The 21827-nt window shown below is 67.5% G+C and carries 23 protein-coding genes and 1 CRISPR repeat array (1 of these 24 only partly in view); of the genes, 11 read left to right on the top strand and 12 right to left on the bottom strand.

Annotated elements, in window-relative coordinates; genetic code table 11:
- Nucleotides 1-823: direct repeats of the CRISPR family, unit length 30 nt; unit sequence GTCCTCATCGCCCCTACGAGGGGTCGCAAC; it reaches 143 nt to the left of the window's first position.
- Nucleotides 824-938: 115 nt separating this feature from the next.
- From ACFVS6_RS14330 to ACFVS6_RS14320, 3 genes are all read left to right on the top strand, one after another.
- Nucleotides 939-1205, top strand: coding sequence for a hypothetical protein (locus ACFVS6_RS14330; protein WP_389703706.1), 267 nt, complete (start codon nt 939-941; stop codon nt 1203-1205).
- Nucleotides 1178-1321, top strand: a complete 144-nt coding sequence (locus ACFVS6_RS14325) for a hypothetical protein (RefSeq protein WP_389703705.1) — start codon at nt 1178-1180, stop codon at nt 1319-1321. Before ACFVS6_RS14330 ends, ACFVS6_RS14325 begins: the two co-directional genes overlap by 28 nt.
- A gap of 138 nt (nt 1322-1459) precedes the next feature.
- Complete coding sequence (locus tag ACFVS6_RS14320; protein ID WP_389703703.1) at nt 1460-1588, top strand: hypothetical protein; 129 nt, start codon at nt 1460-1462, stop codon at nt 1586-1588.
- A 58-nt stretch (nt 1589-1646) separates the two neighbouring features.
- Here the strand turns inward: ACFVS6_RS14320 and ACFVS6_RS14315 are convergent, their stop codons facing one another.
- A complete protein-coding gene (locus tag ACFVS6_RS14315; RefSeq protein WP_389703701.1) occupies nt 1647-2006 on the bottom strand; it encodes a VOC family protein in 360 nt (119 codons plus the stop codon).
- Between the two features lie 397 nt (nt 2007-2403).
- Nucleotides 2404-3990 (bottom strand): hypothetical protein, encoded by a 1587-nt coding sequence (locus ACFVS6_RS14310; protein WP_389703699.1) that lies wholly within the window; start codon nt 3988-3990, stop codon nt 2404-2406.
- Between the two features lie 714 nt (nt 3991-4704).
- Between ACFVS6_RS14310 and ACFVS6_RS14305 the strand changes: the two genes are divergently transcribed.
- Both ACFVS6_RS14305 and ACFVS6_RS14300 read left to right on the top strand, forming a co-directional pair.
- Nucleotides 4705-4986, top strand: coding sequence for a hypothetical protein (locus ACFVS6_RS14305; RefSeq protein ID WP_389703697.1), 282 nt, complete (start codon nt 4705-4707; stop codon nt 4984-4986).
- A complete protein-coding gene (locus tag ACFVS6_RS14300) occupies nt 4983-5687 on the top strand; it encodes a restriction endonuclease (protein WP_389703695.1) in 705 nt (234 codons plus the stop codon). The genes ACFVS6_RS14305 and ACFVS6_RS14300 overlap by 4 nt, the downstream gene beginning before the upstream one ends.
- 149 nt (nt 5688-5836) lie before the next feature.
- On the opposite strand, the gene ACFVS6_RS14295 is transcribed toward ACFVS6_RS14300, so the two are convergent.
- The 6 genes from ACFVS6_RS14295 to ACFVS6_RS14270 form a co-directional block, all read right to left on the bottom strand.
- Entirely contained in the window at nt 5837-6865 is a 1029-nt protein-coding gene (locus tag ACFVS6_RS14295) for an aromatic acid exporter family protein (protein WP_389703693.1), read from the bottom strand.
- A 330-nt stretch (nt 6866-7195) separates the two neighbouring features.
- Nucleotides 7196-7663: an MscL family protein gene (locus ACFVS6_RS14290; RefSeq protein WP_389703692.1), complete on the bottom strand. Its 468-nt coding sequence runs from the start codon at nt 7661-7663 to the stop codon at nt 7196-7198.
- Between the two features lie 63 nt (nt 7664-7726).
- Complete coding sequence (locus ACFVS6_RS14285) at nt 7727-8209, bottom strand: GNAT family N-acetyltransferase (protein WP_389703690.1); 483 nt, start codon at nt 8207-8209, stop codon at nt 7727-7729.
- 90 nt (nt 8210-8299) lie between these two features.
- Entirely contained in the window at nt 8300-8596 is a 297-nt protein-coding gene (locus tag ACFVS6_RS14280) for a hypothetical protein (protein ID WP_389703688.1), read from the bottom strand.
- A gap of 237 nt (nt 8597-8833) precedes the next feature.
- The gene (locus tag ACFVS6_RS14275) at nt 8834-9304 is read right to left on the bottom strand and encodes a DUF3618 domain-containing protein (RefSeq protein WP_389703687.1); all 471 of its coding nucleotides are present in this window, start codon (nt 9302-9304) and stop codon (nt 8834-8836) included.
- Nucleotides 9301-9720 carry a phage holin family protein gene (locus tag ACFVS6_RS14270; RefSeq protein WP_389703685.1) on the bottom strand — a complete coding sequence of 140 codons (420 nt, stop codon included), beginning with the start codon at nt 9718-9720 and terminating at the stop codon, nt 9301-9303. Before ACFVS6_RS14270 ends, ACFVS6_RS14275 begins: the two co-directional genes overlap by 4 nt.
- Nucleotides 9721-10236: 516 nt before the next feature.
- Here ACFVS6_RS14270 and ACFVS6_RS14265 point away from each other — a divergent pair.
- Nucleotides 10237-10926: a hypothetical protein gene (locus ACFVS6_RS14265; protein WP_389703683.1), complete on the top strand. Its 690-nt coding sequence runs from the start codon at nt 10237-10239 to the stop codon at nt 10924-10926.
- A 103-nt stretch (nt 10927-11029) separates the two neighbouring features.
- Nucleotides 11030-11844 (top strand): IS5 family transposase gene (locus ACFVS6_RS14260; RefSeq protein ID WP_389703681.1). Its coding sequence is split into 2 segments (ribosomal slippage): nt 11030-11356 and nt 11359-11844, totalling 813 coding nucleotides; the frame shifts between segments, so codons are not numbered across the junction.
- A 596-nt stretch (nt 11845-12440) separates the two neighbouring features.
- On the opposite strand, the gene ACFVS6_RS14255 is transcribed toward ACFVS6_RS14260, so the two are convergent.
- The 3 genes from ACFVS6_RS14255 to ACFVS6_RS14245 form a co-directional block, all read right to left on the bottom strand.
- Nucleotides 12441-13163, bottom strand: a complete 723-nt coding sequence (locus ACFVS6_RS14255; RefSeq protein ID WP_389703679.1) for an HNH endonuclease family protein — start codon at nt 13161-13163, stop codon at nt 12441-12443.
- A gap of 351 nt (nt 13164-13514) precedes the next feature.
- Nucleotides 13515-14591 (bottom strand): response regulator, encoded by a 1077-nt coding sequence (locus tag ACFVS6_RS14250; protein ID WP_389703678.1) that lies wholly within the window; start codon nt 14589-14591, stop codon nt 13515-13517.
- Nucleotides 14584-14844 carry a hypothetical protein gene (locus ACFVS6_RS14245; RefSeq protein ID WP_389703676.1) on the bottom strand — a complete coding sequence of 87 codons (261 nt, stop codon included), beginning with the start codon at nt 14842-14844 and terminating at the stop codon, nt 14584-14586. The genes ACFVS6_RS14250 and ACFVS6_RS14245 overlap by 8 nt, the downstream gene beginning before the upstream one ends.
- 357 nt (nt 14845-15201) lie before the next feature.
- Here ACFVS6_RS14245 and ACFVS6_RS14240 point away from each other — a divergent pair, with 357 nt between their 5' ends.
- The 3 genes from ACFVS6_RS14240 (at nt 15202) to ACFVS6_RS14230 (ending at nt 17800) form a co-directional block, all read left to right on the top strand.
- Complete coding sequence (locus ACFVS6_RS14240) at nt 15202-16779, top strand: hypothetical protein (protein WP_389703675.1); 1578 nt, start codon at nt 15202-15204, stop codon at nt 16777-16779.
- A gap of 386 nt (nt 16780-17165) precedes the next feature.
- A complete protein-coding gene (locus ACFVS6_RS14235) occupies nt 17166-17423 on the top strand; it encodes a hypothetical protein (protein WP_389703673.1) in 258 nt (85 codons plus the stop codon).
- Nucleotides 17420-17800 carry a hypothetical protein gene (locus tag ACFVS6_RS14230; protein ID WP_389703671.1) on the top strand — a complete coding sequence of 127 codons (381 nt, stop codon included), beginning with the start codon at nt 17420-17422 and terminating at the stop codon, nt 17798-17800. Before ACFVS6_RS14235 ends, ACFVS6_RS14230 begins: the two co-directional genes overlap by 4 nt.
- Nucleotides 17801-17929: 129 nt before the next feature.
- Here the strand turns inward: ACFVS6_RS14230 and ACFVS6_RS14225 are convergent, their stop codons facing one another.
- A complete protein-coding gene (locus tag ACFVS6_RS14225) occupies nt 17930-18142 on the bottom strand; it encodes a hypothetical protein (protein WP_389703669.1) in 213 nt (70 codons plus the stop codon).
- A gap of 117 nt (nt 18143-18259) precedes the next feature.
- Between ACFVS6_RS14225 and ACFVS6_RS14220 the strand changes: the two genes are divergently transcribed.
- On the top strand, nt 18260-21139 hold the full coding sequence (locus ACFVS6_RS14220) for an NACHT domain-containing protein (RefSeq protein WP_389703667.1): 2880 nt from the start codon (nt 18260-18262) through the stop codon (nt 21137-21139).
- The last annotated feature ends 688 nt before the right edge of the window (nt 21140-21827 follow it).

Below are 21827 nucleotides of genomic sequence, written 5' to 3'. Positions count from 1 at the left end.
CGCCCCTACGAGGGGTCGCAACGCGTGGTGATGATGGGCGTCTCACAACTCGTGAAGCCGTCCTCATCGCCCCTACGAGGGGTCGCAACGCACTCCGCGCGAACGCGGAGGTCGCGGCCCGCGGTGTCCTCATCGCCCCTACGAGGGGTCGCAACTGCCGACCCAAGGCCTCAGTCATGGCCCGACGGTAGCCGGGTCCTCATCGCCCCTACGAGGGGTCGCAACACTCCGAGGGGCCTGTGCGGCGTCGAGAGGCCACGGTCCTCATCGCCCCTACGAGGGGTCGCAACCTTGCGAAACGGCACGTCACCTCCTCCAGCACGCTCTTGTCCTCATCGCCCCTACGAGGGGTCGCAACGACGGGAGCGTCACGGCGACCAGTTCCGTCGCGGACGGTCCTCATCGCCCCTACGAGGGGTCGCAACTCGATGGGCCAGGTCGGCGACGGGTCCGCCGTCGCGCGTCCTCATCGCCCCTACGAGGGGTCGCAACACGAGTGGGTCGACCAGTACGGCGAGGAGCGGGTGTCCTCATCGCCCCTACGAGGGGTCGCAACTAGTAGCCCGTCGGGTGCCTGAAGGCCATGCCCATCAGTCCTCATCGCCCCTACGAGGGGTCGCAACGTGAGCTGGTCGAGGTGCTTCCGGGCCGGCTGCTGTGTCCTCATCGCCCCTGCAAGGGGTCACAACAACAGATCCGCTGGGGTCGAGCCCTCGCCCATGGCCGGTCCTCATCGCCCCTACGAGGGGTCGCAACGGGATTGGTAGGTCGGGGCCGCGTCCGCAGGCGCGGGCTCCTCATCGCCCCTTCGAGGGGTCACAACTTGTGGTAGTAGCCGCAGGGACGAGATGGTCCGCCTGGGGCGGCGGCCTTGAAACCAGTTGTGCAGCTATTGGCAGCATTCAGATGACTGGGGCCTGCCCTACTTGGTCATCCTGGTGCTCAAGCTCCACGCCGACCCCGCCGCCTACGCCGGGGAGACGCTCGAGTACGCGCTACTGGCCGGCACCACCCCGGTCGCCCAGCTGCACGCGGAGGGCAAGGAGTCGTTGTCGCTGCTGGAGTTCCTGGCGCAATCCGCCGACTGGACCGGGGCAGAGATGCCCGCCGTGCTGGCCGGGCGGGTCGCCGCCGTCCACACGGCCTGGCTACGGCTGCCCGGCGAGGCCCCGAGGCCTTGGCCAGCTTCAGTCTCGCGGCTCTGAGCGGCGCGCCCGCCCCGGCCTGGATCACGGACCCGCCCGCGTACGGCGAGGTGCTGGCCGCGCACCTGGACGCCTATGGACCGCAGTTGGTGCCGCTGGGCCACCTCGACCTCTAGCCCGAGCACCTGCGCAGACGCCCGGGCGGGGAGGTGGTCCTGCTCGATGTGGAGAGCGTGCGCCCGGACGTGCCGGGCTGATCGACGTGGTCACTCTGCCCGCCGACCTGCGACAAGCCGGGCACGAGGTCGGCCCGGGTGCTGGACTTGTATCTGCAAGCCACTGCCGCGTTCGGCGCACGCTGGACGACCGGCACGCTGAAAGCTGCTCTGCGCGCGTACGCGGCGGCCACCGGCCTGGAAAGCCTGCACGGCCTCGACAGCTGAACGCCCGCCGCCCCCGTCGGCCGCAGTGGCCGAGGGGGCGTCGGGCGTTCGCCGCATTCTATGGTCCTTCGATGCCGACGATCGTGCCGAACGGGTCACGCAGCTGGGCGATTCTGCGGCCGGGCTCGATGGTCAGGGGGCCGCGGTGGTGCTCACAGCCGGCCGCCAACAGCCGCTCCCGGATTCGGTCGACGTCGTCCACTCCCCAGTACACGACCGGGCTGCCGCCCCGGGGGTTGCGCTCATCGTCCACCGGATGGAATCCGACCTCGACCCCACCGATCTGCACCCAGGCGTAGACAGCCCCGGTGTCACCAACGTCCAGCTTCACGGGGACGTCCAGGAGCTCACCCCACCACCTGGCCGATGCCTCCGGGTCCACGGCGAAGGTCATCACGGTACGAACGGTGCTGAACACGGCCCACCTCCAAAGGGGTGCCTCACAAGTTCTCGTTCACTGCCAATCCCCACACGCCAAGCCCATGGCCTCTCCGAACATCTCCAGGATGTGCATCTGGGCGACTCCGGATGTCCCCGTATCGCGCAGGGGATCGGGTAGTCAGGCAGGCCTCTCTTGCAGCAAGCCGGCCGCCACGGGGTTGCGGTCCGTCCGACGATGGTCGGGAGCGACCAGGGGACCAGGCATCACGCCGCTCAGGCCGTGCTGTTCGCCCAGAGGGCCGGTAGAGGGGGCGTCAGTCGAAGGCTACCGGCATCAGGGTGGATGGGTGGTGTCGAACGACGAGGGACAGTCGCCTGGACCGCCACCACCGAAAACCGGCCCCGACGGCGCGGTTCGCCACCTTCTGCGGCTATCAGGGGCTGGCTGCGGAGGAGGGCGGGCAGGGGCAGGTGAGAGGGAGGACGCGTTCGGTCAGCTGTCCGGTGAGATGGATGTCGGTGAGGGCGGCGTTGGTGAGCCAGTCCGCTGCGGTCAGCTGGTCGACCAGGCGCTCCAGCTCGCCGGCACCGGCCGGGACCATGGCAGCCAGAGTGGTCAGGAAGACGCCGTGGCCGCCGGTACCCAGACGTCCCGATGCCGAACTCTGGGTGGCCAGGGTCAGGGCGAGCAGGCGGGTGGCGGAGGTGGCCTTGGTTTTGCGGAGCTTCTTGTCCGAGACGACCCTTTGGGCCCAGCCGGAGAGCTTGGGCCGCATCTTCTTGCCGAACGTGAACGGGCCAGCCCCGTCCTCACCGGACGCGAGGGAGGGGACGGTGATCGGGGTGGCGTTCTCCGGGCGGGAGGCGAGAAGGTCGCCGGCCGTGCAGGGGAGGGACAGCCAGCCGCAATCGGTCAGCTTCTCGACCAGGTCCTGCGGATCGGTCAGGCCCAGCGCGGTGAGGTCCTGGCCGACGAGGTTGCCGGTTCCGGTGTGCGCGGTGCGCAGGGTCAGCATCAGCACCAGCAGCCGTGCATCCGCGCCGGGCAGCGGGGTGTGGTTGGCCACGTGGGCGAGGACGGAGCGCGCGTGCTCCCACTGCCCGGGAACGGTCAACAACCGGTTCACGACCGGGCCGTCGCCGCCGGTAATGCCGCTGATGCGCTGCTGGTGCTGGAGACGGGCGGTGGCGGCGGCCCGCTCGGCCCGTCGGGCCTCCCAGCGCAAGGTGCCCTCGCCGGTGATGTCGGCCCAGGTGGTGAAGGCTCGGGCCTTGCGTTCCTGGAGGTCGGCGAGCAGCTCCAGGTCGGGCTGGTCGCGCTGCTGGTAGGCGCGGAAGAGGTTGCCGAGTTCGATGAGTTCGTCCCGCAGGACGGTGGGCCGCAGATCGTCGGGGATGATCCGCTGGGAGATCTTTGCCGGTGGTGGGCGGCGCCGCGCCGGCGTGTTGCGGGGAAGCGGGACCGAGCCGGCGACCTGGTGGTCGGAGAACTGCGGCACACCCGCACCGGCCGCCGTGTCCACGCCCGTTGCCACGCTTGTTGCCGCGCTCGCGGCCGGGGTCGCGGCCGGGGTCGAGGACGGGTGGTCCGGGGCCGTGGGTACGGAGGTCGCCGCGGTCTTCGCTCCGGGGGTGGCGGCCGCGCACCGGGAGCAGCACTCCATGACCTGCCACCAGCGGCCTTCCCGGTCGGTGACCACGGCCAAAACAACGGGGCCACCGCACCGCCAGGGTGCCGTACGTGGACGGCCGGTGTCGGGTAGGTGGGTGTGGCAGTCCGCCAGCCGGCACGCGCAGTACGCCGTGGCTCTCGGGGCGGGGGCGGCGCGCAGGTGGGCCTTGATGTGGGCGACCGCGGCCGCGCGGCCGGCGGCCGCGGACGGAAAGCGCTGCTCGGAGCAGGCGGGCCGGCTGCACGAGACACGTACCGCTGTACTGCCCCGGCCGGCGGCGTCCAGGCGCACCGTCCAACGACGCCCCGGCACTCGTTCATCCAGCTCGCCTACTGCGGCCTGCGTCATCCCGGTCCCTCTTCCGCCCTGTATCCCCGATAGGGACCGCCCCCGCCGCGCGCAGGGCGACGGGGGCGGCGAGGACACCGTATTGGGGCGCGGAGATCGAGGGCTGCTGAACTCGCCCTGTGCGAACGGTGTGAATTGCGAAGGCAGGGTCCTGTGTGGTCGCGGGTGTGCCGTCCAGGGAGTCGAGGAGTTCGCCGAAGGTGATCTTGGTGTCGTTGTCGGTAATGCCATGGTGGCTGCGAGCGCTTCCGACCTGCCGGTGCTGCGCCGCGGTGTTCCAGCAGGATGTTCAGCGCGACGTCGGTCGGCACAGATGAAGGCCCTCTGTATCGCTCAGCCCCTCAATAGAAGCGCGAACCAGTCCAGCCAAAGAGGCAAGGGGTTTCGCCGCTGGTACGTGGCTGATGATGACGTAAGGTCCCGGGCCGCCGAGCAGGCCGGCCTGGGCCCGGATCACTGGCGACTCCGGGTGCTGCGACGTGGTGTCCACCGGCCGCATGAGGGGCGAGCGTGCTGAGTAGCCTCACGCTCAGGGGTAATCGGTCGGTCAAGAGCAGGCGAGGGCATTGGCGCTTTGGCGTACTTCCGGTTGCCCATGGGCAACTCGGATCTCATTGATCACTGACAGGTCCGAATGGGTGACGTGGTGTCAGCGTCAGGTGCTTTCATGGGGCAGTTGTGCAGGGAGGCGCAACCCGACTGATGGGGGGCCGCATGCCGGTCGTCAGGGAGCACATCCGCAACGGGTTCAAGGTCCGCGAGCATTGGCGCAACCCGGCAGGGTCTGGCAGGCAGGTGATGCTTCTTGGCTTGTTCGTGTTGGCCGTGTTCGTGTTAGGCAGCAAGCCGATGGGTGGCGCGGCGGGTGAGGGGCAGCCGGTGCCTCAGTCGACGGTGTATCCGATCAAGTGGCCCGGTTGGGATCAGCCGGTGGTACGGCCTCAGCCGACGGTGTCCTATCCGATCGTGTTCCCGACTGCCGGGACGGGCCGTTGAGTGCCCGTCGGCCCGCGCGGCGAATCGGCCGCGGCCGGCGTTCCGGGCGACGCAAGGGCGCGGGCCTGGAGCAGCTGCTGCTGTTCGGTCTGCTGGCCGTTGTGGTCTTCAGCCTGGTGGTGGGCGCGTTGCGGTGGCTGGCCGCGCACCCCTGGGGCGTGGTGTTCGTCGCGGTGGCCGCTGTCTGTGCGGCGGCGGCCTGGTGGTGGCGTCGGGCTGAGACCGTTCGCTGGGAACAGGTTCGGGCGCAGGGGCTGCGTTATGCGGTCGAGCAGTTGGACCGGCTTCATCATCGGCAGTTCGAGTTCGCGGTGCGCGACCTCATGCATCGAGACGGCTGCCAGGACGCACGGCAGGTCGGCGGCCGCGGTGACAACGGAGCCGACGTGAAGGCGACCGACCCGTACGGGCGGCGCTGGGTCATCCAGTGCAAGCACCGGAAGGACGGTTGGGCCGGTAAGCCGGTCGGCACACCCGACCTGCACGTTCTCAACGGGACCGGCCGCCAGATCCACGGCGGGGATGTCCTGGTCATGCTGACCAACGGCCGTATCACCGGCAACGCCGTGGAATTCGCGAAGGACCAGCGTCTGCACCTTGTCGACCGCCACGTCCTTGCCCAATGGGCCGCCGGCTCCCGCCCGCTGTGGGAACTGCTGCGCCAGGTGCCCCCGCCCCGCAAGCCGTCCTCCCTGTCCTGACCCGCTGCCTCATCGCCGGGGGCATCTGGTCCGGGGGCAATGCGGCGCCGTTCAGGGGCAGGGGACTGGCATCCCGGATACGGTCCGGCCATTGCGGAGTCTGTGGGAGAAACGGAGCGACGGGGACTTCCAGTAGGGGGGCGCGTGGGTCAGGGCGTGGAGGCGAGGGCGTGGTGGCCGGAGCGAAGGTCGGCCAGTAGGCGGCCCGCGTCCGTCAGGAGCGCGCCCTGCAAGGTGTGGATTTCGGGTGGGGCCTGGGCCGGTGCCCGTTCGTGCCGCTGCACGCGGTCGAGTTCTCCTTCCGCGTCGTCGACCAGGGTGGTGAGCTGCTGCGTGTCGGTAGGGGATGTGTGGCCGATCTCCTGCGTTGCCGCGGCACTTTTCCGGAGCAGGGAGCTGAAGCCGGTCCGGAAGGATGCGGGCAGGTTGTTGAATTCGTCGCTGTCCAGGGCGTGGTCGAGGGCGCGTGTCATGGATCGGAGGTGGTCGATGGAGCGTTCGGCGACGGTAAGGGCTTCACGAGCCCTCGGTAGGAGCACATCAGAATTGCCGGGGCCGCTGCGGGGGCGAAGACGGCTGTTCTCGATCTCGCTGTCGATGCCGTGTCGGATCCGTTCGCAATCGGCGGAGAGTTTGCGCCAGTCACGGCGCCACTGCCGGACGCGCTCCGGATCGGGATCGTCCGCTTCGAACACCTCGGCCATGCCGTCCAGACGTTGCCCCATGCCGGTGTAGAGCTCGGCGACGGCATGCTGACGGTGGTGGACGTGCCGGGCGGGCGCGAGGATCAGGTGAGCCGCGAGGCCACACAGAGCACCGAGGGCCACGGAGGCGGCCAGGTGGCCGATGTAGTCGATCCGTCCCTGTCCGGAGGAGAACGCGAAGAAGCCGACGATGGCGACCTGCGTGCCCTGATGGCCGAGGCGCCGGATTTTGCCGACACACAGCGCGAGCAGGGTGAGAAGTCCGAAGGTCCATCCGTGGATGCCCAAGATCGCTGCCAGCGTGGCGGCCAGTGTCGCTCCCACCGCCATCGCGACGAGATACTGAGCGGCGTCCCGCACCGACCGGTACACGGTGGCCTGCAGGGCGACCAGCGCGGTGAACGGGGCGAAGGTGGACACCGTCGGCGGCAACAGATGACGCGCCAGGACCCAGGCGACCATCGCCGCGATCACCGTCTTGGCACCCAGGAGCAGTGCGTCCCGTTCTTCCCCCGGTGCGCGTATCGCCCGTTGGAAGTAGATGGCTCGTTCCTGGACGGCCACCAGGATTCTGCTGTGTACGTCGCCCCACTTGGGCACATCGATCACCTCTCACAGACCGTTTGCCCCACCGATCGGTACCAAACAGCGAGGTCCGAAGCCGTGCGCGCGCCCTCGACGAGGTGGTGCGTGATCGACACACCGTCCTGCGGTGGGAGGGCCGGTTTCCGTCGGGCTCCGACCTGGCGCGCCCCGGGGTTTCTGGCCGCCGTCAGGCATCAGGCCCGGCCGGTTTGTGCTGCTTTATGGCGAGTCGGCTACCTGGCGCGGTGGGTGACCTCTCCTGCCTGGGCCGGTACGGCGGGCAGGGGGGATGGTGCAGGGAGCGCAGCGCCTGGCCTGTGCCGGGACGGGGCTGAGGCGTTTGGGGCAGTCCCGTTTGGGTGCTTGGACGTTGTGGTGCGGGGCGAGGCGCTCGTGCAGCTTGTTGTTGGGCAGTACGACCAGGAAGTACAGGGCTCCGGCCAGGGGAACGAAGCTGATGGCCGCGTTGATGAATGTGCCGTAGGGGAACTGGGTGGCGCCCATGGTGAAGGTTTTGCGGTTCATGTTGCCGGTGGCGCCGGTGGCCAGTCCGACAAGTGGTGTCAGGAAGACGCCGACGAAGCCGTTCACCACGGCGGTGAAGGCTGCCCCGATGACGATGCCGGCGGCCAGGTCGACCACGTTTTCGCGCAGGATGAAGCTGCGAAAGCCCTTCGCCTTCGTCATCCTTGAAGTTTCGATGCCGACGCGCGGAATGGGCTGAGCGCAGTCGGCCGCTGACCAGTGTGGTCAGGCGGTGACCGGGGAGGCGTGGGGGCAGGGCGTGTCAGCGGGGATGCGGCCGATGCTCATCCGGCGTAGAAGGTCACGTGTGGTGCGCATGCTCAGATTGCTGCGCCAGGCCAGGCCCGGGTGGCGGGAGCGCAGGTGTGAAAGGGCTCGGTTGCCCAGGCCGGTGCCGCGGAAGCGCTCGTGGATGACGAGGGCGGTGATGACCCCCTGGGCGCATTCGGAACAGACCTGGTAGCGGACCTGGCCGACGACCTGGCGGACGTGGACGAGCAGGAGGCATTCCTCGCCCGGCCCGGAGTGGTTCGGGATGTGGGTGGAGAGGAAATCGATCGCCCGGTATGTGAGGAGCCTGCGGCGCAGGCGACCGGTGATACTGCCGCGGCGGGAGTGCTTGGCGCCCGCGTGTCCGCACGGCGATGTCGGGGCTGTGGGGGCCGTGGCGAACACAGTGCTCGTGGGGCGCGCGTGGTGTCCATGCATGGAATCTCGTGTGCCCAGAGCAGCGGGCGATACCCACCCCGGGTGTCACGCCCCGCAGGTCGGTGCGAGTCGACGAAGCACGGCCGAGTGCTAGCTGGAGCGGCGCCCGGCGTCGCGGTGCGGGTACAGCGAGGTGAGCTTGTTCCAGTACTGCTCGAGGTGGGCGTCGGCTTCCCGCAGGGCCGGATCCAGGAACGAAGCATGCAACTCGGCCAGCCGGTCGTGGGCCGCGTCCACGCTGGTGGGCGGGGGAGCTGTGCGACGCCAGGGTGCCCTGGCCGCACTGGCACCGTGTGCGTCACGGGCCGCCCGGGTGATCCACCAGCGGGCGAGTAGCGCCACGGTGGTGACAGCGGCGGCTGCATGCAGCGCATGGTGGGCGGCCACGGCTTCCTCCCTTGCTCTCGGCTGTTCACGGACTGCAGCGTGCGGCGCGGGTCTTCCAGGGCGAGACCCGCGCCGCCCACGGATGGCTAAGCCAGGCCAGGTGCCGGCCGGTCAGCGCCGTATGGTGGCGGCGCTGACCGGCCGACGCGGCCTTGGCGACAGCGAAGATCGCACCTTGCAGGATCGTGACGATCAGGACCTCCCGACCGACTGGCCCCTAGGTGATCTTGGATGCTTTCACCGGCGCCTACGGCTGCGCCGCACAAGGAGGACGACGACGAACGCAGCAGCGGCGGCGAGCAGGGGAGTGCGGTTGGCCTTCGCCATGGTCGCAGCCGTCTCGGCCTTCTCGCGGACCTGGTCCGGTGTCGACTCAGCGACGAACTGCCCCGCCCGGGCCGCGGTCTCGCGAACCTGCGTCGCGGCCTGTGCAGCCTTGTCCAGGACCGGATCGGGCGTCTGGTCCCTGACGACCTGGGTGGCCTGCGTCGCCTTCTCCCGGATCTGATCACTCACCAGGGCGGCCTTCTCGGCCGCCTGACCCGTGATCTGTGCCGCCTTCTCCTTGGCCGCCTGCGCCTTGACGTCGGCCCTGCCCGCAGACGCTTTCACGGTCCGGCCGAGCTGCTCGCGGGTGTTCTCGACCTGCTTGCGCAGCTCCTCGGGAGTGGGCGTGGCTTCGTTGTCGCCCTGGAAAGGGGTGCTCATCGGTGTGCTGCCTCCTTGATCTCGGCTACGTCGGCCTTGACGCTGTCGATGGTCTGCTGCGGTGCGGGGGCACCGGCTTTGGTGATCTGCTTCTTCCCGGCCGCGGCCATTGCGGCGGCGACGGCCGCCAGCAGGGCGGCAATGATCAAAGCTGAGGCCCAGATCGGGAGGAGCAGGGCGAGGGCTGCGATCACGGCGCCGACCAATGCCTGGGCTGCCAGGAAGCCGATCAGGCCGGCCCCACCGAACAGGCCGCCGCCCACGCCGAAGCGCTTGCCCTTCTCGGTCATCTCCGCCCGGGCCAGCCGCATCTCCTCACGGACCAGCTCCGAAATCTGCTGCGACGCCCGTGAAACGAGCTCGCCCACCGATTCCGAAGCACTGCCGTGCTCCGGGTGTTGTCCAATGGCGCTCATCCGCTCTTCACCTTCCGCATCCTTCGTCCGGACGGGCACGATGGCCGCCGTTCATATCGCTGCGCAGCGCCGGGTCAGGGACCCCAATCGGAGCCGGGCGTCAACCTGGATAGGGGCATCGACATTTGGCTTGTCGGAGTCGAGGCCGTCGCCCTGGCCGTGCTGGTGCCGGACCGCGAACCGAGCCGCCACGAAGGACCCCTCCCTGGTTGCGCGCTGCTGTTCGGCGCGCCTACCCGGTGAACAGCGGCTCACCCGTCCCGCAGCCGGAGGCGCCCCAACCGGTGGAACAGGAGGCGGGCGCCCCGCGCACCAAGGCGGCCGCGGCAAGATCGATAGCTGCACCGGAGGCGACGTCGGACATTGGTGAGCGCCCTGTCAACTCGTTCGAGGGCCACCGCAACGGGCAGGGGAGGACGATGCGACAGCCCGACTGGCAGCAGCGGGGCGGTAGGCGGGCACAATCAAGCGAGTATGGATTCGACACCTCCTCCGGCGTCTGCGGAGATCAGTTCCGTGACCACGGGCCTGACCCGCAAGCAGCCGCTCCGCTCGCGGGTCAGGCACGGCAGTCCCACCTGCGCCGACTACGGCTGCCCGCGACCGGAGTGCAAAGCCGCAGCCCGCCGGGACCGAGCCCGGCGCACCAGCGAACTCCAGGCGGGCCGACCCGCCCGCATCCCAGCAGATGCCGCTGCCGCGAGAGCCCGCCATCTACAGAGATCGGGCCTCTCCGCATCGGACATCGCCGAAATATCCGGAGTCGCCGTCACACTCGTCCGGCGCCTGCTCCGCCCGGCCGAAGCACAACCGACCCGCATCCACCGCACCACCGCGGAAGCCATCCTCGGCATCCCACTCAACACCGCATCCCGACGCGAACACCTGATTCCCGGCCTCACCGACGCCGGCCGGGCAGCCACCCACCTGCAGGACCTTGCCGAACACGGATGGCCCACGAGCTTCCTGGCCGGCCAACTCGAGACCAGCACCCAAACCCTCGCCGCGATCCGAAACCGCGAACGCCCCCGCCTCGCCATCACCTTGAACCGCAACATCCAGCAGCTCACCACCCGCCTGCTCGCAGGCGACCCGACCGACCACGGCATACCCCCACACAGAAGTCGCCGCGCCCAAGCCGAAGCCCGCCGCCGAGCCCCGCTGCTCGACCTGCGCCTCTCGCGCATCCACGCTCCCGAACGCTGACGCCAGGGAGACGCGCGTGCGGATAGGCTCGCTTTAGAACTCCTAACGAAATGATGTTCGAGGTGGTTGGATCACTGCAGGACTGACGATCCGGGGGTGTGGGATGGCTCGACCGAAGCCGTGGCATGTTGATGGTGAGCTGTGGGCGGTGATCGAACCGCTGCTGCCGAGGGTGGAACGCAGAGCCCGCCATCCCGGGCGGAAGCGACATCCGGACCGGCTGGTGTTCCAGGGCATTCTGTTGGTGTTGCATACCGGGATCGCCTGGGAACACCTGCCACAAGAGCTCGGCTTCGGTTCGGGGATGACGTGCTGGCGGCGCCTGGCCGAGTGGACCGAGGCCGGGGTATGGACCCGGCTGCATGAGGTTGTTCTTGCCAAGCTCCGCAGCGCGGACGCCCTGGACTTCTCGCAGGCAGCGGTCGATGGCTCCCACATCCGCGCGTTAAAGGGGGCCCCAAGACGGGACGAAGCCCTGTGGATCGGGGCAGGGTGGGCAGCAAGCATCACCTGATCACCGACGCCACCGGCATCCCGCTCGCCGTCACTCTGACCGGCGGCAACCGTAACGATGTCACCCAGCTGATACCACTCCTCGAAGCCGTGCCGCCCGTGCGGGACAAGCGCGGCCGACCACGGCGCCGACCGGACGTCGTTCTGGCTGACCGCGGGTACGACCACGACAAGTACCGTCGCCTGGTGTGGAGGCTCGGGGTGAAGCCGCTGGTCGCCCGGCGAGGCACCGAGCACGGCTCAGGGTTGGGCACTCACCGCTGGGTTGTCGAGCGCGCGTTCGCCCACCTGCACTGGTTCCGCCGCCTACGGATCCGCTGGGAGATCCGCGACGACATCCACGAAGCCTTCCTCACCCTGGCATGCGCACTTATCTGTTGGAGACGGCTGAACTCATTGCGGTAGAAACCCGGCTGCGGGCCCCCGATTGATCTCGCGGGCCAGTACGAGGACCGGCTCGCCGGCGTCCACGTCCACACCCCTCAGCGCGTCCGCCGCCTGCCCAAGCATCGCGGCCAACGGGCTACGGAGCTCCGGCGAGACACGCGGGTCACCTCCCTGTACAGATTCCACAGCCTTGCTGATCTCATCCGCGGGTGTCATACGCCCTCCCTCCAGTTTTGCTGCGATGGATCGAACCCCCTCCGAACGGTACACAAGCGCCTGCCCGATCCCTTGATTTCGTTAGGAGTTCTTAGTCCGCGCCGACATGGGTGCGCGGGTCAGGGCCGGTGCCCAGAGCGCCCTGGGGCAGTACGACCGGACCGTCTCGGCCCCCGGATTCCGCTGGAAGCCCGGGGGCCGCATTGTGCTGCGGGCCGCGCCCAGGCGGCGATCCCCCCCGGGGTGGCCAGCTGCAGCCCCGGCCGAGCTGCAGCATGGCAACGAGGACGGCCGCAGCGTCGCGGGGATGGCGTGTCGGCAGGCTCGACAGGGCAAAGGGACTACATTCTGGGACGGCCCAGCCACGGCGTAACCGGGCCATCTGGTGTTCTGAAGAGTCAGGGGGCGGCCTCGTAGACGACGGTGGTGTTCGGGCAGTCCTCCGCGACCCCGAGCAGGGCTTGGCGCTCGGCGTCGTCGGCGGCGAGGTTCCAGCGCAGCTTCGTCGCGGTCCACTGGGCGGCGTACTCGCAGTGGTAGCCACCGGCCGGGGGAAGCCACTGCGCCGGATCCTTGTCGGCCTTGGACCGATTCGACTTGGCGGTGACTGCGATCAGAGTCAGCGGGGACGCCTGGTCGTTCGCGTACGTCTCGCGACGGGCCGCGTTCCACGCGAAGCCACCCGAGTCGTGGACTTCGGCCAAGGGTACAAAGTGGTCTACATCAAGGCCCGCGGCGTCCGTCACGACGACGTCGTCGTAAGGGCTCAGCCACGTCCCGCCCGACATCTTGCAGCCCGCAGCGACCTGCGGAGCCTCAACGGCTTCCGACAAGATGACCTCGCGGCGGGTGTCACAGCCGTCAGTGGCGTTCAACCCGCGGTTCCAGTGCTTGTACAGGTCCCGCTTGTAGCCCTCGCGCTGCTCATCGGCGACCGCGATCCGGTCGATCGCCTCGAACAACGGCAATGGCGCACGGACTGCGGGAGCCCCAGCGAAAACGAACGCAGCGGGGACGGATGTCGGGCCGTGGGCCGCGTGCGCGGCGGGTGCCGTGGCGAGAAGGGGCAGGGCGGTGAACGCGAGCGCCGGCAGACCACGCTTCAACAGGTTCTTGATCACGCCCTGGGTTGTAGCGGCGCCGAGACCCGGTGCACAGCCGCTGCGGCTCCGACTCACCCGCACGGCCGCCCCCAATCACCGCAGAAACGATCACACATGGGGCAGACGCAACGCGGGCGTGTCCGAGCACTGTCAGCTGAACCTCATCTCGGGCCGGCCCAGAGAAGGGGGCTATGTCCGACTGGTTCGCGAGCTGGCGAGTGGCCACCGACCACCAGCTCATAACAAACCAGGACCGCGTCGCGGTTCCCTGAGCCGGAGGAGGTCCGTGACGGCCGGGCTGCGGAGGCGGACCGCGAAGTCGTCCGCGAGTGCGGAGTCAGGTGTTGTCTCGCCGGTCGGTGTGGTCGCCTACTGTCCCTTTCGCTCAAGGTAGATGGATGTGAACACGGCAACCTTCGCGCGAAGGGCCCACGGGTCGAATGGCTTGCTGATGTAGTCGACCGCGCCGGCCGCATATCCGCGGGCGGAGTGTTCGGAGTCGACTCCCATTGCAGTCAGGAAGATGATCGGGATGTCCCGGTTCCTGGGGCGGCGCTTGATGTGGCCGCAGGTTTCGTAGCCATCCATCTCTGGCATCTGCACGTCCAGGATGATGACGGCGAAGTCGTCGTAGTCGAGGAGCGCCTTGAGAGCTTCACGCCCGGATGAGACCGTGACGAGTTCCTGGTCGAGCGTCGCGAGAACGGCGGTCATGGCGAGCAGGTTGTTCGGCTGATCGTCAACGATGAGGATCTTGGGCATGGCCTGTGCCAGGGCGGGCTGCTCCGGGACTGTTTCCGCTTCGACGGCGTTGAGCTGTCGTTCGAGTAGGTTGCAGCGGTCATCGGCAGCGGCACGTTGGGCTTGCGCTTCCCTGAGGTCTGCTCCGAGCCGCTCGACCTCCATCCGTAGCGCGTTGCGCTCCTGGAGGAGGCCGGAGATGTCGGGGTGGGCTGCCGCGAGTTCGTCTGCCCGGCGCCGCTCAGCGATGCGGTCGGCCTCGAGCTGGTTGAGGCGCGTTTCGAGGTCGGCGATGCGCTCTGTTCGGTCCAGAAGCGCGTCGCCCAGTACGTCGCCGCGGACACTGGAGCGCCGGGATACGCGGTCCGCGTCGGCGAGCTGCTGCTCGAGGATTTCCACCGCGTGCTTGGGGGATGAGGCGGCGTCTACGGCGGATCCGTACAGGCCCCGCACGAATTCGATGGCTTCGGTGGTCACCGCCGTTCCACGGTGCTCGGCGACGTCGGCGAAGAGGTCGCTGATCACCTGCCAGGGAGGTAACCGCGTGCCGTTGAGGTAGCGGGAGAAGGTTCCCGGGTCGCGTTGCCGGCGCGCCGCGTACCGGCGGACGGATACCCGTAGTCCTTCGAACAATTCGCGCAGAGCCTCTGCCAGGGCCCGGGAGGGCTCGTTGAGATCGTCGCCCAGGGGCCGCAGTTCACCCATTGCTCTTCCTGTCGGCCGAGCCCGTGATGTCGGCGGGAGAAGTCGGCTGAATGGCAGTGGCCTCGGTGTCGATGAGCCGGTTGAAGAAGGGCACTGCCAAGCCCGTCACGGCAAGGCCCACGAGGAGACTGCGTGGGGTGGTCTCGCCTGCGATAGCGGTCAGCCCACCTGCCACGGTTCCGGCGAGGAGGGCCAGCAGAAACACCAGGGTCGACCTCAGTGACAGCAAGGGGCGGTCCATCAAGATCTCCATTCAGCCAACCCGTTCCGAAGAATCGGGATGTGGTGCCCACTCAGCGAAGCGCGAGTGGGGAGGACCAGAATGGCCGCCTCACGGGATGTTGCAGTACGTGATCGGGAAACTGAGGCTGCAACCGCCCCTGTTGCGTCCGCCTGATCTCGTGCTGGCAGGGCATCTCTGCTGGTCAAGAACGTGCCGTATTGGCTGTTGCCACAGTGTTGCTCTGCAACGCTGCCGTTCCCCAGCAACAGTCAGCACTGAGCTTGCCGGATAGCCGGGTGGCCGGTCGGGCGTGACCGCGCTCTATTCGATTGTCAGTGTCGCGGCCTACCGTGGAAGCAGGGTTCGCCGTCAGGGGGAGGGCATGCCGTGGCCAACATCGTCTGGCACACCAAGCTCAGGATGCTTCTTGATCTCAAGCAGGAAAACCTTGGGCAGGACACGATCGATGACCTGTGGGGCCATCTCTACCGGACGGACCGGATCCTGGCCCAGCGCAACGTTCCGGTCTCCGAGAGGGAGCTGCAGTGCGGGGGCATCTGCAGGGAATCCGGCGTAGTCGCCTGGATGTATTTACGGCAGCAGGCCAACGGCCGTCGCGAAGCCGTTCATGAGCGTAAGGAGGACGAGGAGCGCCACAGGGCGCCGATGAGCGATGAGCACAAGGCTTATCAGGAACGGATCCTGCGCGCGGCCGCGGCGGGTGGCTTTCATGGCGACTGCGAGGTGCGCACGCCAGTCGGTCGCAGTTGGATCCAGACCGACACCCTGATCGAGGGGGAGGGCGGGAGGCGCATCGGGTGGGAGGTCCAGCTGTCCTCGGCCGGCGCCGACGGCCCTGCCAGTGTGAAAGCCCGCGCGGCGAAGGCAGCGAAGCAGGGCATCATTCCGGCCTGGCACACCGACCGGTCCGACTACGCGCGCCGCAGCGACACGCAGTGGACTCGGAGCAACGACCTACCCGCCCACGTCATCGCGAAGATCGGCGACCTTCGTGTCATCTCCGGCTACCGAGCCATGGACTTCTGGGTCTGCGACCTGCGGGCCCTCTATCCGTGCCCGGACGGGGTCCGCCGATGCGGCAAGCCGCACGCCACTCCCAAGCCGCGGGACGTCCTGTTCGACGACCTCGTGCGCCGGACGGCGGCCGGAACGATCGTCCCCGTTGAGTACCGCAGGGGCACCAAGATCGACAAGTTCTGGGTCACGGACGAGGATCGCGACCGGCTCACCGAACTCCAGGAGGGCGTCCTTACGCTGCCTCCGCCTCAGCAAGACGATGCGCGATCGAAGTCGAGCCCGAACCGACCCACGTGCCGTCCCACAGCGACTCCGGCCGATCCGGTTCCTGGAGGAGCGCCCGTACCAATCGCGTCGGTCCCGCCGCAGCGGACGTTCCCCGAGACGTCGCCTCCTGTGAGGCCCTTCGGACAGGAGACTCCGCCGTTCGAACACACCGAGGTGCCGGTCGCGCCCATATCCTCGGCCGCTGCCGGAGTCGGCACCGGCGAGCCGGAGCCCGAACAGGTGACGCCTCGAGGCGGCGACTTCCCCACAGAAATCGAACAGGTTTACGATGTCGGAGTGACCGACGCCGAGCCCTCCTTCCCCGACGATCTCCTCCAGCTCCAGGACCGTCTCCACCGCGCTCATGCGGAACACCGCGCCTACCTGGCCGACCTGCCCTGGAGTGTGGAGCCCATGGCCGGCTGGAAGCGGGGCGAGCGGTTTTCCCACCGCGGTGACGTGCCCGACAGCCCCGGCTGGACCGACGAGCAGAAGGAGACGGTCGAGCGGATCCGAGCCGAGCTCCGAGAGCTGTCGACCGCAGTCGCCGGCCACCCCCACTGGGCGAGTGTCCCGCGCGAGCACCTGGTGGACGCCCGCATGCAGCTCAAGAAGCAGGCCAGCCCGGCGGGATCCGATGACGTGACCCAGGCGGCATAGCCAGCCATGTCGGACCCGCTCGTATCGCCGCTGCCGGCCCGACACCAGCTCCTGGTCAAACGCCGCTGACTGGAGTTCGCCCTCGCCCACATCGACGAGAAGATCAGCGGCGAGGCCCGCTGCCTGCGGGCCTTCCGGCCGATGCATCAGTCCTGGGTCCTGCGGCGCACCTTGGTCATCTGCAGTCAGGTCCGCGTGGACAGGTTCGTTCTGCCGGCCCCGTGCACGAGGGGGCCGGCGACGGACGGGCACTTCACGGTGCCGTCCTGCCTGTGGCTCGGCTGGCACGTCTGGCGGCTCCGTGGATGTCGGTGAGATCCGCACAGCACCGACTCCCGGGTACGGGTACGTACCCGTACCCTGAGGGGATGGGAAGGAGCACCACGATGTCCGATGCCAACGTGAGAATCCCCGAGGAAGCCAAGGACCGCCTGGCCGCGATCGCGGCCGCCGAGGGGCTGTCCCTGCGCGCGTACCTGTCTCGGCTGGCCGAGACGATGCTGACGCCGGCCGAGCGCGCCGAGCGGGCGGAGAAGGCGCAGGCCGCGTTGCGGGCCTGGAACGGGTACGCGCCGACGGCCGCCGAGCAGAGCGAGCTCGACGACGAGCTGGACCGACGCCTCGCGCGGGTGCAGCGCCCGTGAGTGAAGCGATGCACATCGTGCTGGACGAGACGGCGATGGCGGCGGCCGGGGCGGGCAATGTGTTGGCCTCCCGGCTGATCCATCGTGCGCACGCCGAGAGCGGCTGGTTCCTCTACGCCCCGTCGTGCGCCCTCGTGGAAGCCGACCGGGCCCGCCCCGGCACCGCCGAGCACTTGGCCGCCCTGCCCGGCATCACCGTCCTCGACCTGGACCTGCCTGCCGCGCTCGCGGTGGCGCAGCAGGAGACGTGGGCGGCTGCCCACAGTCAGCAGGCGGCACAGCCCACCGCGGACCGGCCCGATGGCGCGATCGTGGCCACCACCCTGCCGAAGCGCTGGGAAGGCCAGCCAGTACGGATCCTGGACCTCACCCCATGATCTGCGACCTGGCCGGCGCCCCGGTGAAGCACTGTGAAAGGAACTTCGCGTCCGGTCTGGCCAAGGTTCGTCGCCACCGTACCGAGCTGCGGCAGGTTCGCGGGCTCACAGGCTGTCCGGCCTGCGGAGCTACCTGATGACGGCGAGCCCGACCCCCAGTAGACCGGTCATCAGGGTCAATGTGCCGCCGAACGCGACCCCCGCGCGGAGGAGGGACGCAGGGAGGGTTGCACCGTCGATGCGAGCCAGCACGCCGGTGAGGGCAGCGGCCAGGCAGGCGATCGTTGTGGAGATGAGGAGGATGAAGGCGAGCACAGTGATCGCTGCAATCGAAGGACGCATAGTTTCTTCCATTCCGTAGAGGTACGGCTTCGGTTTGGAGGACCATGCGGTGATCGACGTACACCGGCGTTCAACCGAACGAAGATGTACGTCCGGGTACTTGGGTGAGGGGCAGCGATGAGTAGGGAGCTTGCCGAGCTCAAGGAGCGTCTTCGTCAGTTGCGTGCCGAGCGCCGGCTGTCGATGGCGGGTCTTGAGCTGAAGGCTGGGCTTGGGCATACGACGGTAAGCCGGGCGTTGAACGGGGCCACGGTGCCGAGTGAGTCCACTGTCGTTGCACTTGCCGGAGCTCTAGGAGCAGACGCTCGTCCGCTGTTGCAGATGCGCCGGGCCGCTCTGCCCAATGAGCAGCCCGCCAGCGCTTCTGTCTGGTCGGCCCAGAACTCAGAAGAAGGGCCGTTCGAGCATCGGTACCGGCGCTTTGTCGAACACCGACACGGACAGTTGTCGATTGTCGGCCTGGATCTATCCCGTCCGGACCGTGCCCGGTGGCCCCTGGACGCCGCTTACCTCAGCCTGGAGTTCGCTACGTCCATCCCCCGGAGTGCACGGGATGGAGGAACAATTCGCGACTCTGTTCTGGAGCAGCGAACGTACCGAGCGGAGCAGGCTCTGGCAGGCAAGCGGCGCGTTCTGGTCCGCGGGTTGGCCGGCGGAGGCAAGACCACCCTGCTGCAGTGGCTCGCCCTGGCAACAGCCACCGGGAAGCTACCGGGCGGTCTCTCCCACTTGGAGGGCTGCCTTCCGTTCTTTCTGCCGTTGCGCTCCATGGTTCGGCAAGGAAAGTTGCCCAGCCCGCAGCAGATCCTCGGCTCACTCGGCTGTCCTTTGGCCGACGCACAGCCCCCAGGATGGGCGGACGGTGTCTTAGCCGGGGGCAGGGCGCTTCTCCTGATCGACGGGCTGGATGAGGTTCCGGAGGAGCAGCGCGCGCTGGCTCTGGCGTGGCTGCGCGACCTTGTGGCTGCCTATCCCAATTCTTCCTACGTCCTAACGACTCGTCCCTCCGCCGTGGCCGAGGGGTGGCTTGACGGCGATGGGTTCTCCGAACTAACGGTCCGCCCGATGAGCGCCAGGGACGTGGCTGTGTTCATCACCCGATGGCACGTCGCGGCAGCCGCCGGATCGTCCACGCCCGAGGAATACGCTCGGCTAAGTGCCTTGGAAGCATCTTTGAAGGACACCGTACGCTCCGAGCGGGATCTGGCCCGGCTGACAACCACGCCACTACTGTGCGCCCTCGTGTGCGCACTCCACCGAGATCGCGGTGGACATCTCCCGAACGGCAGGATGGAACTGTACGAGGCGGCCCTCTCCATGCTCATGGTTCGCCGAGACCGGGAACGTGATATTACGGCTCCCGAAGGAATCGTGCTCACCGAACGTCAAAGCGTGCAGTTTCTGCAAAAATTGGCTTACTGGCTGATCCGCAACGGCCAGTCGGAAATGGACCACGAAACGGCTGTCGGGATCATCGAAGATGCTCTCCCTGCCATGCCTCACGTCAGTTCTCAAAGCGACGCGGCAGGAGTGTTGTGCCATCTCTTGGCGCGTTCCGGTCTGCTCCGCGCTCCAGCCGTAGACACCATCGACTTCGTACACCGAACATTCCAGGACTACCTCGGAGCGAAAGCAGCTGTCGAAGCCCGAGACCTTCCTCTGCTGGTACGACACGCCCACGAGGATCAATGGGAAGACGTTCTACAGATGTCCGTCGCGCACGCCCGACCCGACGAACGTGTTTCACTGCTGCGTCGGCTGATCGCCCGAGGCGATCGCGCCCCTAAGCAACGAGCTCGACTCCACCTGCTTGCCATGGCGTGCCTTGACCACGCCATCGAAGTCGACCCAGCGATACGGGAGGAAGTCGAGAGACGAGCCGCAGCCTTCATGCCGCCGCGTAGCCCCAAGGAGGCAGCAGAACTATCTGCAATCGGGCCCGTCATCCTGGGTTTGCTCCCCGAACCTGATGCACTCCAGAACGATGAGATGACAGCCGCGATCCTGACAGCGGCACTCATTGGCGGAGATTCGGCACTCACGGTGCTGAAAAAGTTTCGCCACTTCGAAGCTGCCGCGTGGGAACTTGCCGAAAGCTGGGTAAATTTCGATGCGCAGCAATATGCCCAAGAAATCTTGTCGCACCTGCCAGTGCCGGCCCCACTGATCGTTCAGTCAGCAGACCATTTGCGCGAAGTATCCAACCTCCGCCCTTCATATTTGACTCTACGGGGAGACTTCGGAACCGAAGAAATCGAAACCTCTCTAGGGCACTTGAACTTGAGCCTTCTAGCATTAGATTCCAACCAAAAGGTCAATGATCTTAAATTCGTTCGATCCCAGCCGAACCTAACACACTTTCACTTGTCTTCATGCTTGGAAGTTTCATCCTTTGATCCAATTGCAGAGCTGTCAAATCTGACCAGTCTCAATCTGCGCCATGCTAAATTTATGGATCTATCGGTACTGAGCAAGCTCTCCGCTCTATCTCGGTTCCACTTCGACCTACCGATACAAGGCGATCTGGGCAAGCTACCTCTGACTCCGAAGGCCGCTGAGCTAGGCTTAGGTGTTATCGCTTGCGCCACACTTACTCTTGAAGGGGTAATGCGTTGGCGCAACCTGGCGCGATTGACGTTGCTCGGAGGAATTTCAGGGGTCTCAGAAGTCGCCAAATTGCCAAACTTGAAAGAACTCATTCTAATGAACCCCGATGCCGTCTCGTTGCTCCAAGAGATGCCGCCGATGCCGCAAGTCAATCAGCTCTCACTGGGTCCGGTCCAGGGCGATGTAGAGGTTGTTCGCGTGCGTCAAATTTTCCCAAATCTGCAATGCCTTCGACTTTGGCCAGCTAGCCCCAGCGCGACGGTCGATCTCGGCCCGCTTCGTGACATGGACAGCCTGGCCATCACCATCGACGGGGAGTGCACCGTGGTTGGTGCAGAGGACTTTCCTGGGCGGAACATTGTTCGCATTCCGCGCCTCCGGTATCACTGAAGGCCAACGGGCCCACTCGTGAGTTGTCGAGGCGTTCGCTACCGGCCAGCGGGCACGCCGGCGCAACACCAACAGACCTGGTGTCGTAGCCCTGACCTGCGAAACCGGCGCTCAACGGCTGCGCTCAGGTGTGTTGGATGCTCTTGTCCGCCGCCGTGCACTGTCACCGGTGCTCGCTGATGCGGGTCTGCCGTTCCTCACGAGTTCCCGCCACCGGGTCCGAACAACGTCCGGGCCGTCTAGCCAAATGCTGGGACGGGAGCGTGCACGGGCAGGCCGGCCATGTCGTGAGCGATATCGGCGTAGTAGGCGTAGTCGCCGCGATCGGCGAATTCGCGCAGCCGATCTACGCGGGCCTGCTGCCCCTCCGGTACGCCGCAGTGACGATCGCGGTCCTCTCGCCGCTCGCAGTGTCCTGGGCTGGTGGAGCGAGCTGGTCTGCGACACGATCGCGGCCCGCCGGTGCGGACGTTCCGCCACGATCCGCGCCCTGACGCACCGCCTCGATGAACGTAGGGCCGAGCCCCTACGACTGCGCTACCTCTCCGCCGTAAACGGGCTGCGCAGTCACCCGCCGCTCCTGCTACGTCGCTGGTGGATCCGGATCGCACCGGGGCTGCCTGCCACGGACGCGGCGACGCCTACTGCGTTCTGGAACATCGGGCGCTGACTCGGCGACCGGTACGGG

Source organism: Streptomyces sp. NPDC057939 (assembly GCF_042887545.1).
Taxonomy (GTDB): domain Bacteria; phylum Actinomycetota; class Actinomycetes; order Streptomycetales; family Streptomycetaceae; genus Streptomyces.
This window is presented reverse-complemented; position numbering and strand designations above follow the sequence as displayed.

Bases quoted from the DNA above. Each gene is read 5' to 3' on its own strand.
- ACFVS6_RS14275 (WP_389703687.1), bottom strand. From the start codon at position 9,304: ATGAGCACCCCTTTCCAGGGCGACAACGAAGCCACGCCCACTCCCGAG.
- ACFVS6_RS14305 (WP_389703697.1), top strand. From the start codon at position 4,705: ATGCCGGTCGTCAGGGAGCACATCCGCAACGGGTTCAAGGTCCGCGAG.
- ACFVS6_RS14225 (WP_389703669.1), bottom strand. From the start codon at position 18,142: ATGCGTCCTTCGATTGCAGCGATCACTGTGCTCGCCTTCATCCTCCTC.
- ACFVS6_RS14310 (WP_389703699.1), bottom strand. From the start codon at position 3,990: ATGACGCAGGCCGCAGTAGGCGAGCTGGATGAACGAGTGCCGGGGCGT.
- ACFVS6_RS14220 (WP_389703667.1), top strand. From the start codon at position 18,260: ATGAGTAGGGAGCTTGCCGAGCTCAAGGAGCGTCTTCGTCAGTTGCGT.
- ACFVS6_RS14285 (WP_389703690.1), bottom strand. From the start codon at position 8,209: ATGCATGGACACCACGCGCGCCCCACGAGCACTGTGTTCGCCACGGCC.
- ACFVS6_RS14270 (WP_389703685.1), bottom strand. From the start codon at position 9,720: ATGAGCGCCATTGGACAACACCCGGAGCACGGCAGTGCTTCGGAATCG.
- ACFVS6_RS14245 (WP_389703676.1), bottom strand. From the start codon at position 14,844: ATGGAGATCTTGATGGACCGCCCCTTGCTGTCACTGAGGTCGACCCTG.
- ACFVS6_RS14235 (WP_389703673.1), top strand. From the start codon at position 17,166: ATGTCCGATGCCAACGTGAGAATCCCCGAGGAAGCCAAGGACCGCCTG.
- ACFVS6_RS14250 (WP_389703678.1), bottom strand. From the start codon at position 14,591: ATGGGTGAACTGCGGCCCCTGGGCGACGATCTCAACGAGCCCTCCCGG.
- ACFVS6_RS14290 (WP_389703692.1), bottom strand. From the start codon at position 7,663: ATGACGAAGGCGAAGGGCTTTCGCAGCTTCATCCTGCGCGAAAACGTG.